We start from the raw sequence: 12,717 nt of genomic DNA, 5'->3' as shown, positions 1-12,717 counted from the left end.
ATTTAGCAGGAGTCAATTGTGAAAGCCGTCATTTCGTCTTATGCCCGTTCACCCTTCCACTTCGCTAAGAAGGGAAGCCTTGCCACCCTTCGCCCCGATACGCTCGGCGCTGCTGTCGTCAAGGGCCTGCTGGCACGCAACGAGCTTGACCCAGCGCTGCTCGAGGACGTGATCCTCGGTTGCGCCTATCCCGAGGCCGCGCAGGGCAACAACCTCGCGCGCATCGTCGGCCTGCTGGCCGGCCTGCCGCACGCCGTACCCGGCATGACCGTGAATCGCTTCTGCGGCTCGTCGATGCAGGCTGTGCACATCGCCGCGGCCCAGATCGAGGCGGGCATGGGCGAGGCATTTCTTTGCGTGGGCATCGAGTCGATGACGATGGTGCCGCAAGGAGGTTTCAACTTCTCGCCCAACCCGACGCTGCGCGATCGCAGCGACGCCTACATCTCGATGGGCGAAACCGCGGAGAACGTCGCGCAGCGCTGGAACGTCAGCCGCGCCGACCAGGAGCAGCTGGCGGTCGACTCGCACCGCAAGGCGGCCGAGGCGCGCGAGCAGGGGCGCCTGCGCGACGAGATCGTTGCGATCACGACCGACGACGGCACGGTGGTCGATGCCGACGGCTGCATCCGCCCCACGACGACCCGCGAGGCGCTCGCCGGGCTGAAGCCCGCGTTCCGCCCGGACGGTGTGGTGACCGCTGGCACGTCGTCGCCGCTGACCGACGGCGCCGCGGCGGTGCTGGTCGTCAGCGACGCGTTCGCGGCGCGCCACCGACTGCCGATGCTCGCGCGGATCAAGTCGTTCGCGTCGGTCGGCGTCGACCCGGCCGTGATGGGCATCGGCCCGATCCCGGCGACGCGCAGGGCGCTCGTGCGCGCGGGGCTGACGGTGACCGATCTCGACGTGGTTGAGATCAACGAGGCCTTCTCGTCGCAGGCGCTCGCCTGCATCCGCGAGCTAGGCCTGAACCCGGCCACCGTGAACCTGGACGGCGGTGGATTGGCGATCGGCCACCCGCTCGGCGCGACCGGCGCGCGCATCACCGGCAAGGCGGCGTCGCTGCTGGTGCGCGAGCAGGGGCGGTACGCGCTCGCGACTCAGTGCATCGGCGGCGGTCAGGGCATCGCCACGGTGCTCGAACGCGCCTGAAGGCGCCACTCTTGACCGACTTGTCGATCAATTCCTCCGACCGAAACGCAGAGATGCCAGGGCGATGGCTGCAGGCACCGTGCGGTTCGACCTCGGCGTGGAGCGCCTACCGGATGGCCGGATGGACGCGAGCTGCGGGTCGCCTGCCATCTGCGAGGTAGTGGGCCCGCAGTCCTTTTGGTGCATGGATGGCAGAGCCGGGCCGCTGAGTTGACTGCATTTGCTTCGGAGATCGCAGCCAGCGGCTTCACCGTGTGGATGCCGGACCTGCCAGCCCATGGCGGTTCCACTGGGACACATGCTGTCCATGCCGTTGGCCGCAAAGGCACTGCTCGCGATCGATCGGGCGGCCTGACCGCTCGCCGCGTGCGTAGCCCATTCCTATGGTGCGACAAGCCGCCAGCGCTCGAAATCCGGCTTGGGCGCTTAGGGGCTGCGTTCACGCGAACAGGAACTGGGCCTTTTTCTGGTGCGTCGAGAGCAGATCGGATTCGGATTCGATCCACACGACTAGAGAGGCGCCGTCAGCCGGTCAGAAGGTCGCCCACTCTTCTTCGGTGGTCTTTTCGGGCTGCGGCGCGGGCTTCTTCACGCGGGTGATCGATGCCACGGGGCCGGCCGCGTTCGGCTTGGTCACCGAGGGCGCCGGGCGTATCTCGGCCATGACAGGTTCGCGCGGTCCCCCGGACAACTTGAACACGGCCACCGCCTGCACGAGCTGTTGCGCCTGGTCGCGCAGGTTCTGTGCGGCCGCCGCGCTTTGCTCGACGAGCGCCGCGTCTTGCTGGGTCGCCTCGTCCATCTGTCCGATCGCCTCGCCGATCTGCGTGACCCCTGTGCTTTGCTCACCGCTCGCACGGCTGATGCCAGCGACGATCTGATTGACCTGCCCGATGGATCGAACGACGTCCTCCATCGTGCGGCCGGCCTCATCGACCAGGCTGCTGCCTTGCGCGACGCGGCCCACGCTGGTCGCGATGAGCGCCTTGATCTCCTTGGCGGCCTCGGCGCTGCGCTGGGCCAGTGTCCGCACCTCGCCGGCGACCACGGCAAAGCCCCGGCCCTGCTCGCCGGCACGTGCCGCTTCCACCGCCGCGTTCAGGGCGAGGATGTTCGTCTGGAATGCGATGCCGTCGATCACGCTGATGATGTCCGAAATGCGCCGACTGCTTTCGTTGATCTCGCGCATCGTTCCCACCACGCGGCTGACGACGGAGCCACCCTGTTCGGCCACCTTGCTGGCCGTTTGAGACAGCTGGTTGGCCTGCTGCGCGTTGTCGGCGTTCTGCTTGACGGTCGTGCTCAGCTGCTCCATGGATGCAGCCGTTTCTTCCAGCGCGCTGGCCTGTTCCTCGGTGCGGCTGGACAGATCCTGGTTGCCCTGGGCGATCTGCGAAGACGCAGCCGCAACGCTTTCGGCGTTGTGCCTAACCGTGTGCACCACCTTCGCCAGGTTCTCCTGCATGACGGCCATGCGTGCCACGGCGCTTTCGCTGTCGCCGGACTTCACGGCGATCGTGCGTGACAGGTCGCCTTCGGCGATGGCGTTCGCGGCGTCTACCACCTGCGACGGCTCACCGCCCAGCGGGCGCGTGATGCTGCGGCTGATGAGCAGCGAGATGATCGTCGACAGGGCCAGCGCGAGCGCGATGAGGGTCCAGATGGCATGGCGGCTGCTGGCTGCAACGTCGCCACCTTCCTGGTTGGCCTTCTTGCCGAGCTCCACATTGAAGTCCACCAGGTCGGAGAGGAGGTCGTCGACTTTCTGAAAAGCCGGGGTGACGGAGCTCGTCATCAGCGCCAGCGCCTCGGCGTCCTTTTCCTCCCGGTCGAGGCGCAACGCCGTCTCTGCCAACTCCCGGTAAGGTGGCCAGGCCTTGTCGAATTGCCCAAGCAGCTCGACCTCACGCGGCGTGAGATAGGTCTTGCGGTACTTGTCGAGCAGGGCGTTCATTTGCACCTCGCTCTTCTTGATGTTCTCGCTGATCTTCGTTGTCGCCGCGGCGTCGGTCGCAGCGATGTGCGCGAAAAGACCGCGATTGTGATAGATCGCCTGCATGTTGGCATTGGCGACATCGGCGACTGGCGTCAGGTTGTTGTCGAACATGCCGGTCAGCAATTCGCCCATGGCCGAGGTACGGTTCAGACCGACCACACCCACGGTCATGGTCAGCAGGGCGCACAGCAATGTGAGTGCCAGCATGCGTGCGCTGATGGTGCTTTTCTTCAGCCAGTTCATCTTCATTCGCTCCTATCGAAGGCCGTTCGTGGGCGCGAAAATTTTGCGCAACAAGATCCGTGTTGATGAAGGTGTTATCGGCAACGAACGCGAAAACTTCAGCGCTACACAGTAAGTCTTCCGCCTGTGCCTGGACGGAAGCCCTTCAAACCATCTTCATGCAGAAGCTTGATCTCCTTGGGCGGACCATGTAGGCGATTCAGCCGCGCCCTGGTTCATTCCGGCATTCTCAGCCCACCGGTAAGTCGCTGACGGGCACTGGTAGTTGCTGTTTGAGGAACTGCAAAAAGCTGTGCGCACTCTCGGGAAGGACGCGGCCGGCGAGCGTTTGCAGTTCGATCACCCGGCTGTCCATGCCGCGCTCGCGGATGGAGATGCCATGCAACTCACCACGGGCGATACGGTGCCGCACAGTGATTTCTCCAGAGATGGACAGCTCACCCGACTGCAGCACATAGTGGGTCAGCGCCTCGAAGCTGGTGCTTGTAAGCACCGGCTCGAATACCAAGCCACGGTGGCTGCAGCCGATGTCGAACAGCTGACGCACGGTGTTGGCGCGGTCGGGCAGTGCGATCGGGTGGGGATGCATCTGTGCCAGCGTTACGCTGCGCAGCTTGGCCAGCGGATGGTCGGGCCGCATGATGGCCAGCACGGGCGCGATCTGGCGATGCGCGACCGCGATTCCCTGCTCTGCAGCTCGGCTGTAAGTCAGGCCGATGTCGGCATCGCCGTGCAGCACGGCGGTGGTCACGCCTGCCGGGCTGGCGACCTGCAGATGGAACTGGATGCCGGGAAACCGCTGCCGGAAATCGCCGATGGCGTGGGGCAGGAATTCGATTGCAAAGCCTGGCGAACTGGCCAGCCTCACCCGTCCTCGGCGCAGACCTTTCAGGCCCTGCATGTCTGCGACCACACGCTCGGCCTCCAGCGCGCCGCGGCGCGCGTGTACGGCCAGCAGCTCGCCCGCTGCGCTGGGCACCATGCCGCGCGAATGGCGGTCGAACAGTACCGTGTCGAGAAGCGCCTCCAATCCCGCGATCTGTCGGCTCACAGCCGAGCCAGATACGCATAACCGGGTCGCCGCCTCACTGATCGAGCCACAGCGCACCACTTCCAAAAAATAGCGCAGGGCAGTGTCCTGGAGCTGAGCAGCTTGCATCGGCGAAATGGAGGTGGAAGAAACGAGGGGCTTGCCGGTGTGCAAAAAATGCAAGGCCGAGGTGAGAAAACTGTGATTGTCGCATGGGAGGGCGCTTCCTATGATGCCTCCAAACCCAGTCAATTGCCGCCGTTCTCCAATGCCGATCACCGCACCACTTGTCTCCTCAACACCGCCCACTGAAATCGTGGGCCTTGACGCTGTCGCGCTTTCGCGCGCCATCCGTCAACGCGAATTGCGCTGCACAGAAGTGTTGGAGGCCTATCTGTCCCAGATCGACCGGCTCAATCCACAGGTCAACGCTATCGTGGCGCAGCAGCCACGCGATGCGCTGTGGGCACTGGCCGCCGAGCGCGATGCCCAGTTGGATGCGGGCCGATGGCTCGGCCCGCTGCACGGTTTCCCGCAGGCGCCCAAGGACATCATGCCGGCTGCCGGCATGGTCACGACGAAAGGTTCGCCACTGTTCGCGGGGCAGATTTCCACCGCCGATGCCGTCGTGTTCGAGCGGATGCGCGCCGGCGGTGCGGTCTTCGTCGGCCGCACCAACACGCCCGAGTTCGGCTTGGGTGGCCACACCTACAACACGGTGTACGGAACCACCAGAAATGCGTTCGACCCGTCGCTGACTGCCGGCGGCAGCAGCGGCGGGGCCGGCTGCGCGGTGGCACTGCACATGCTGCCGGTCGCCGACGGCTCCGACATGATGGGATCGCTGCGCACGCCCGCCGCTTTCAACAACGTGTACGGCCTGCGAACCTCGTTCGGCTGCGTGCCACACGGGCCGACCGAAGAGGTCTTCTTCCAGCAATTCAGTGTTGCGGGGCCGATGGCACGCAACATTCCCGACCTGGCACTGCTGCTCTCCGTACAGGCTGGCTTCGACCCTCGGTTGCCGCTCACGCGGCGTCTCGACGATCCGGCCCACGTCAGCCCGCCGCTGGAACGTGATTTCCGCGGCACTCGCGTCGGCTGGCTGGGCGACTTGGGCGGCCACCTTGCGATGGAGCCGGGCCTGTTGGACGTATGCACGCGCGCACTGGCGCACTTCGAAACCATCGGCTGCAGGGTCGAAGCGGTAACGCCAGCGTTTGACTTCGAGCGGATGTGGCGCGCCTGGATCGACCTGCGCAGCTTCACCGTGGCGGGCAACAACGCAACGCTCTATCGGGACCTGACCCAACGTGCCCTGCTCAAGGCTGAGGCGGTATGGGAGATCGAGCGCGGTCTCGCACTGAGCGGCCCAGACGTTTTCCGCGCAGCGGTCGACCGTTCGGCTTGGTACCAGGTGCTGCGGCAGTTGTTCGAGACATACGACTATCTGGTGCTGCCCGGCGCCCAGGTGTTTCCTTTCGATGCGGCGCTGGACTGGCCACACAGTGTGGATGGTCGCTCGATGGACACCTATCACCGCTGGATGGAGGTCGTGGTGCCTGCCACGCTCGCCGGACTTCCAGCGCTGAGCGCCCCCGCAGGCTTTGGCCCGGCGGGCCAGCCGATGGGCATCCAGATCATGGGTCCCACGCAATCCGACTGGTCGGTGCTGCAGCTAGGGCACGCCTATGACCAAGCCGGTGGCATGGCGCGCGTGAGCAGCCCGCTGCTGGGTTGAGCCAGCCTGCTGCCGCCACACCGTCACTTTCTTCACTTTGCATTTCGCCCCCCATCACTCCAGGAGTTCTCTCTCTATGACCCCCCTACGCCGCTTTCGCTTTCTTTCCTGCGTGCTGACCGTCTGCGCACTCATCGCTGCGGCTGCTCCGGTGGCAGCGCAGCCGGAGGCCTTTCCCCAGCGGCCCATCAAGCTGGTGATTCCATTCGCCGCCGGGGGTGCGACCGATGTGCTGGGTCGGGTGCTGGCCGTAGCGATGGGCCAGAAGCTGGGGCAGCCGGTGGTGGTGGAGAACAAGCCCGGTGCCAGTACCATGCTGGCTGCTGGCTTGGTAGCCAAGGCGCCGCCGGACGGCTACACGCTGTTGCTTGGCTCCAGCACCACGCTCACGCTCAACCCGGCGATCCGCACGCAGCTGTCGTACGACGCGCTGAAGAGCTTTACGCCGCTGGGAATGGTGGCCGACATGCCGCTGGTGTTGGTCGCTGCGCCCACCGGCCCTGGCAGCCTGAAGGAACTGATCGCCCAGGCCAAGGCCGACCCGAGCCGCTTCTCCTACGGCTCGTACGGTGCGGGCTCGTCGGTGCACTTCGGCGCTGAAATGCTCAAGGCGGCTGCAGGCATTCAGATGGTGCACATTCCGTTCAACGGCAGCGCGCCCAGCCTCACTGCACTGATGGGCGGACAGATGGAGCTCGCGGTGGACACGGTTGTTGCATCCACCCCTCTTATCAAGAGCGGCCGGATCAAGCCGCTGGCTGTGCTGTCGGCCCAGCGACTCCCGCTGCTGCCGCAGGTTCCTACTGTGGTCGAAAGCGGCTATCCCGGTTTCGAGATGGGCTCCTGGTTCGCTCTGCTGGCACCGGCCGGCCTGCCGCCGCAGACGCGCATGGCGCTGCAAAAAGCCCTGGCCGATGTCTCCGTTCAGCCCGATTTCCAGCAAAAGATGCTGGATCTGGGCCTGGTATCGGCCTACGGTGACGGCGCAGCCTTGACCGCGAGGATCGAAAAGGAACTGCCGCAGATGCGGGCTGTGGCCGCGCGGGCCGGCATCAAGCCCGATTGACGGCGGCCACCCACTCGGTGGGGTTCAGCTTCGTAGGCGACTATTTGACTCGCAATGGCTTGACGGCGAGTCGCGCGGTTGAAGTGCCTGCAGCGGGTTTCTTCGACTGGAACGCGCATGGTGTCGAAGGCAGAATCTGGCGGAGGCGTTCCGCCTGAGTCACGCAGCGCCCATGAAGGAGAGTCACTTGCGCTTGAGATGGAGTGCGCTTGCGATGTTCGTCGCCCTGTGGGGCGCATCTGCAGCAGCGCGTGTGGCTGCGGTTGAACCTTGCGGCACACCTCTACCGGACCGCGACGGCTGGAGCATCGAACAGGAACCGCGTCTCGCGGGTTTCAGTCCCAACCTTCTTTGTGATGCGGTGCGGACTTTCGTTGAGAGCACGCGCAATCGGCACGCGCTGGTGGTCGAGCGTCACGGCAAGCTGGTGGTCGATGCCTATCGAACAGGAGCGGACCGGTCCACCTACTCGATATGGGCAAGCCGGACGCAGTTCGATAAAGACCAGCTCCATGATGTCCGCTCCATCACGAAGTCAGTCGTGGCCGTACTCTGGGGCATCAACGATGGCAGCCGCGTCGTCCCTCCGCTCGCCACCCCCGTTCTTGACCTGCTGCCTGCCCTGGCCGATCTGCGCAGCGGTGGTCGCGAGCGCATCACGGTGGCCGACATGCTCTGCATGCGCAGCGGTCTGGCTTGGGACGAAAGCGGTGGCTATAGCCGCTGGGCGAATGACGAGAAAGGTCTCTTCTGGCGGGGTGACCGCCCCCGCTATGTGTTTGAAAGGCCGCTCGCGGCGCCCCCTGGTACGCTGTTCAACTACAACGGTGGACTCTCCGCCGTCCTAGGACAAGTCCTGGAGGAGCAAACCGGCTCAAGCTTGCAGGACTACGCCGATCAATGGCTGTTCACGCCGCTCGGCATCCGGGACTGGGAGTGGGAAGGCGACTTGCGTGGCCGCGCACGGGCATTCACTGGTTTGCGGTTGCGTCCGCGTGACCTAGCGCGGCTGGGGCGGCTCATGCTGCAAGGGGGCGAGTGGCAGGGTCGGCAGATTGTTCCGCAGGCCTGGGTGCGCACGCTGCTTTCTCCTTGCGTTGCAGGCGAGGAGTTTGGCTACCACTGGTGGTCCGGAAATGTATTTGTCCGCGGCAGGGAGGTCCGCTGGCATGCCGCCCAGGGCAATGGCGGTCAGCGCCTGTTCATCGTCCCTTCCCTGGACATGGTGGTCGTGATGACCGCCGGGGAGTACGACGATGGAAGCATCGGTCGTGCGCAACGGTACCTCCTGCAGCTGGTGGTTGCCGCAACTCGGGAACACGCGGGCGAACCCGCAGAGTCGGCGGCGACCCCCGTTGCAGTGGCGCAGGAAGTCGCACCGATCGAGACGCGCGCCACGTTTCGCTTCGTGACCGAGGAAGAGGGAGGTGCGCGCGTCTATGTGCACTTGAAGGTCGTGCCTCGGGAAAATTTGCCGTTCACGACGCTGCGCTTCCGTGTTCGCGACAAATCGATTCTGGCTGGGTTGCGCGAGGGCACCCATGTAAAGTTTCGAGCCGAGCGCATCGATGGAGAAAACTTCTTGACTGAGATCCGCGCCGTTCCCCCGTGCGTACGCTTCCAGCATTGCGATTGATTCCACGTCGGGATGCTTGCGACAACGCTCACGGACGCGTTGAGCCGCTTGGGGCACGCAAGAGCCCTTGGTTCTATGGCTCCCAGTGGAACAGTCACTACGAACCGAACTGCTGGTTGTCGCGCGGCCCACTGCTGAGCTGCAAGGCTTCGCGCACCCCAAGGGATGGACGGACCACGCTGAGCTCGGTGCGTTAGAGGAGACCTAGGACGGGTCCTTGTCTCGGCGCTTGCTACAGAGGGGAGCCCTGAGCCTGCAGCGGCTGGCCGGTGCACAGTGCCGCGGCGTCGGCGGCCATGCTGCGCAAGGCTTCGTCGATGCCTAGGTTGAGGACGGCCATGTATTCACCATTGCCGTTGTTCCAGTTGGTACGCGTGCCCATGCCGTGGTACTCGCGTACCACCTCCTCGCCTGCATGATGGTAAGTCACCCTGAGCACCACATGGGACACGAGATTCAGGCCAGCTGACCAACCGTGAGCCAGTCGCAAGCTGACGTCGCCCGAGACCTGCCGCGCAGCATCCGGCGAGGCTGGTGCGCTCTCCAGCGTTCGGAAGCCATAGCGTTGAAGGGATTGCAATGCGCTGCGCGTCCATTGCGCGGCATCACCACTTTGAACGGATTGCACGCCTCGCGGGGTTGCACCAGGCGCCGCCAGCATGAAGATGTAGCTTCCGGCGAATTCCCTGTTGGGTCGCGCGTCTTCCACCTTGGGCAGGTACAGGGTGCATGGTTGCGGGAGGCGGAGCGGCTCGTCAACCGGAGGCCCGTTGGGGCGAGCTGCTGGCTGGGGCGCCTCCTCGTAGCTCATGCTGAGTGGCTCGCTGTCAGTTAAAGCATGAGAGAGGCTTGGAAGGGTGCAAAGGGCGGCGAGAAAGGCCCTTGAAAGCTGTCTGCGACTCATGGTGTCCTTTCGGCCAGGGAATAGAGCACGCCAGCCTGATCACGCAGGATGGTGCGTTCGGGTTTAGCTTCGATCTCGACTCCATCCAGTGGTACCCAGGTTCCATTGAAATTCAAGCGCAAGGGTTTGGCCTTGCTGGTGGCGCCCTTCGCCGGTTCAGGCGGGGAGACGATGTCGAGCACGACCATGCGGAGAGTTTCAGACATCGACGCCTGCATGGTCGAGCGGAGCAGAGCGCCATCCTGTGCTGTCAGTCGCTGCAAAACCTCGGCGCGGGAGCCCGCAACCAGCGGCGCCTGGAAGATTGCTGAGGCACGGTACGACGGCTCGGGATTTCCGTCCTGCCAGAGTGTGGCGGTGGTGCGGGTGGTAAATGCGCCGAGGCCAGGTTCTAGCGCGTAATACACCATCAAGACCATGTAGGCAGAGCCACCTCGCGTTGCCGCAATAGTTGCCTCGTGATCCTTCTTCATTGGCATGCCGGCGAGCACTTGAGCGGAACGAATTTTGAACGGGAAGGCGCCGTTCGAACCAATTCCTTTCAGGGCTTGACCGGCTTCGGCGCGGTAGTCAAAGTCCAACAAGGGGCCGACGGTGGCCTGCACCTCGGCCGACATGGCCTTTTGCCGTGATTGCTGAATCGACGCATCAATCAGCGCGGCGATTAGCCCCCCTCCTGCCGCCGCACTTACGCCAGGCGGCTGTGCCGAGAACATGAAACTCTCTTGTGCAACGACTACGCGGACATCGACTTCTGCAATGCGGGCGCGGCTTTCCGGCGCAAGCGGCAAGTGAAACGGCGCACAGGCGCCTAACAGTAGCGCAGACAGCGCCAGCAACCAACGAATCATGAAGTCTCCTCTCTCGCTTTTGGGGGATGCTGCATTATGTAATAGAGCCGTTACACGTCACGGCTCGCAATTTCTGCATGAAGCTGGAAGTCTGTGCGATGGGACGCGCTGTCGATATCTGAGCAGACCGAACCTGCAGATGTTGCGTGCATCCCGGGTGCGTGGAGCCAGGCGCTTGTCCGGCAGACAGCGGCCAAAAGCGGTCATCGCGCAGACTTGTACAAGCTCAGTGAGCCATTGCCACAGCGGTCCTCTGTGCTTCGCGTGTGACGCCATAGGCCAAAGCCATCATCGCGCCAGTCCCGGCAACGGCACCCGACAGTCCCAGGTTTCCGCGGCCGCGCCCTGCTTCGACGAGCACGCGACTGGCAAGGTGGCCGGCAATCCCGACGGGAGCGTTGATGAAGAACACTCAGCGCCAGCTCAGCACACCTGTAAGCACGCGCCAAGGGGAAATTTGGTGGCGATCAGCGCCAGTCCGTTCGGGGCCACGAGCGCGGCCCCACGCCTTGAAGCGCGCGTGCAGCGATGAGCGACTCGACGCTCCACGCGAAGCCGCCTGCGAGAGATGAGAGGGTGAAGAGGCCCAGGCCCGCGCGGAACGTACTCAGACGCCCGAAGAGTTCGCCGACGCGCCCACCGAGGAGGACACCCCGAATTGACGTTGAATACTGGGCCGAGCGATGTTGGCAATCGAGTCGTCGAGCACCAGCATGAGCTGCGCGGCGGCGATCTCGAGCAACGCGAGCGGCGCGCCGCTGCGCTCTCCGTCGCCAAATACCTGCTGGCCCTTGAAGCGAGAGGCTGGCCGGCTTGGACGCCCTCCCCAGCACAGAACCAGACATTCATCAGCGACTCTCAGTGTGAGTGCCTGCGCAACGGCGGGCAGCTCGAAGTGGCTCAGCAGATGGCGAACCACGAGAGCGCACGCACGACGAGGCTCTATGACGAGCGCCAAGACCAAGTCTTGCTTGATGAAGTAGAGCAGCGCAAGGCTACGCTTTGACACATTAAGATGGCCTAGCCTCCTCGGCGCCGGTCTTCAGCCGTTGAAATAGCTGCGCAGCAGCTGGATGTCTGCGCCCTGGGACAGGGCCAGCATCAACAGGATGCGCGACTTCTGCGCATTGAGCGTGCCCGAGCCGATGCCCTCGATCTTCTTGGTGGAGAAGCCACTGCCGGTACGGCTGGCCCGCACCACGGGATAGCCCTGTTTGGTCAGTTCTTCGATGCGATTCTTGACGATCGTCGGCGTCGAACCATTGCCGTTGCCCACAATCACCACGCCCTTGGCGCCGGCACGGATGGCGGCATCGAGCTGTTCGTTGTCCTGGTCTTCATGCATGTAGACGATGGAGACCTTGGGCAAGCTCGTGATGCCCGACACATCGAACGCCAGCTTGCCGGTGGGCAGTGCGGGCGAGTAGTAGAAAGACGGCTGGGTGCCGATGAACATGCCCAGGTAGCCCTGCTCCACCGAGCGGAAGGTGTCCATCGCTGTGGTGTTGGTCTTGGTGTTGTAGAAGGCCGAACCGATGCGGTCGTTCATCACCACCATGGCTCCGCGGTTCTTGGCCGAGTTGCTGGCGGCCAGCGATACCGCCTGCAGCAGGTTGAACGGGCCATCAGCGCTGATCGCCGTGGCCGGGCGCATGGCGCCCACGATGACTACCGGCTTGCCGCTACCCGAGGTCGTCAGGTCCAGAAAGAACGCGGTTTCTTCCAGGGTGTCGGTACCGTGGGTGACCACCACGCCATTGGTGCCGGGCTGGGCCAACTGGCGGTTGATGGTCTGCGAGAGCTTCAGCAGCAGGGAGGTGGTGATGTCGTTGCTAGGGACGTTGGCAATCTGCTCACCGGTGATGGTGGCCACGCTGCTGAGTTCAGGTACCGCGTCGATGAGGGCCTGCACGCCGATGGAGCCTGCCTTGTAGGTGGTGGTGTCGGTGCTGCTCTTGGAAGCGCCGGCAATTGTGCCGCCAGTGGCGTAGATGCTGACGCCGGGTTTGGCGTCCTGGGCCTGCGCGAGCGCCGGACCGAAGACCGTACCGAGGGAAAGAGACAGACAGAGAAGCGTGCGCTGTAGTTTCATGAGAAC

The 12,717-nt window shown here is 64.2% G+C and carries 10 protein-coding genes; 5 read left to right on the top strand and 5 right to left on the bottom strand.

Features of this window, described 5'->3' with window-relative positions:
* Nucleotides 1-18 precede the first annotated feature (18 nt).
* Complete coding sequence (locus J2W36_RS16735) at nucleotides 19-1,152, top strand: thiolase family protein (protein ID WP_307690890.1); 1,134 nt, start codon at nucleotides 19-21, stop codon at nucleotides 1,150-1,152.
* Between the two features lie 532 nt (nucleotides 1,153-1,684).
* Here the strand turns inward: J2W36_RS16735 and J2W36_RS16730 are convergent.
* Both J2W36_RS16730 and J2W36_RS16725 read right to left on the bottom strand, forming a co-directional pair.
* Nucleotides 1,685-3,391, bottom strand: a complete 1,707-nt coding sequence (locus J2W36_RS16730; RefSeq protein ID WP_307690889.1) for a methyl-accepting chemotaxis protein — start codon at nucleotides 3,389-3,391, stop codon at nucleotides 1,685-1,687.
* Between the two features lie 229 nt (nucleotides 3,392-3,620).
* The gene (locus J2W36_RS16725; protein WP_307690888.1) at nucleotides 3,621-4,550 is read right to left on the bottom strand and encodes a LysR family transcriptional regulator; all 930 of its coding nucleotides are present in this window, start codon (nucleotides 4,548-4,550) and stop codon (nucleotides 3,621-3,623) included.
* 139 nt (nucleotides 4,551-4,689) lie between these two features.
* On the opposite strand from J2W36_RS16725, the gene J2W36_RS16720 reads away from it, so the two are divergent.
* The 3 genes from J2W36_RS16720 (at nucleotide 4,690) to J2W36_RS16710 (ending at nucleotide 8,864) form a co-directional block, all read left to right on the top strand.
* Nucleotides 4,690-6,162: an amidase gene (locus tag J2W36_RS16720; RefSeq protein ID WP_307690887.1), complete on the top strand. Its 1,473-nt coding sequence runs from the start codon at nucleotides 4,690-4,692 to the stop codon at nucleotides 6,160-6,162.
* A 76-nt stretch (nucleotides 6,163-6,238) separates the two neighbouring features.
* Entirely contained in the window at nucleotides 6,239-7,228 is a 990-nt protein-coding gene (locus J2W36_RS16715) for a Bug family tripartite tricarboxylate transporter substrate binding protein (protein ID WP_307690886.1), read from the top strand.
* A 214-nt stretch (nucleotides 7,229-7,442) separates the two neighbouring features.
* Nucleotides 7,443-8,864: a serine hydrolase gene (locus J2W36_RS16710; RefSeq protein ID WP_307690885.1), complete on the top strand. Its 1,422-nt coding sequence runs from the start codon at nucleotides 7,443-7,445 to the stop codon at nucleotides 8,862-8,864.
* A 232-nt stretch (nucleotides 8,865-9,096) separates the two neighbouring features.
* Here J2W36_RS16710 and J2W36_RS16705 read toward each other — a convergent pair whose 3' ends face one another.
* Together J2W36_RS16705 and J2W36_RS16700 are read right to left on the bottom strand one after the other, a co-directional pair.
* Nucleotides 9,097-9,675, bottom strand: a complete 579-nt coding sequence (locus J2W36_RS16705; protein WP_307690884.1) for a hypothetical protein — start codon at nucleotides 9,673-9,675, stop codon at nucleotides 9,097-9,099.
* 89 nt (nucleotides 9,676-9,764) lie between these two features.
* Nucleotides 9,765-10,619: a hypothetical protein gene (locus tag J2W36_RS16700; protein WP_307690883.1), complete on the bottom strand. Its 855-nt coding sequence runs from the start codon at nucleotides 10,617-10,619 to the stop codon at nucleotides 9,765-9,767.
* Between the two features lie 658 nt (nucleotides 10,620-11,277).
* Between J2W36_RS16700 and J2W36_RS16695 the strand changes: the two genes are divergently transcribed.
* Entirely contained in the window at nucleotides 11,278-11,625 is a 348-nt protein-coding gene (locus J2W36_RS16695; RefSeq protein ID WP_307690882.1) for a site-specific integrase, read from the top strand.
* 36 nt (nucleotides 11,626-11,661) lie between these two features.
* Here J2W36_RS16695 and J2W36_RS16690 read toward each other — a convergent pair whose 3' ends face one another.
* Nucleotides 11,662-12,711 (bottom strand): asparaginase, encoded by a 1,050-nt coding sequence (locus J2W36_RS16690; RefSeq protein WP_307690881.1) that lies wholly within the window; start codon nucleotides 12,709-12,711, stop codon nucleotides 11,662-11,664.
* Between the last annotated feature and the right edge of the window lie 6 nt (nucleotides 12,712-12,717).

Source organism: Variovorax ginsengisoli (assembly GCF_030811835.1).
In the GTDB taxonomy this organism is placed as follows: domain Bacteria; phylum Pseudomonadota; class Gammaproteobacteria; order Burkholderiales; family Burkholderiaceae_C; genus Variovorax; species Variovorax ginsengisoli_C.
The sequence above is the reverse complement of the archived record's forward strand: the minus strand, read 5'-3'. Positions and strand labels throughout refer to the sequence as shown.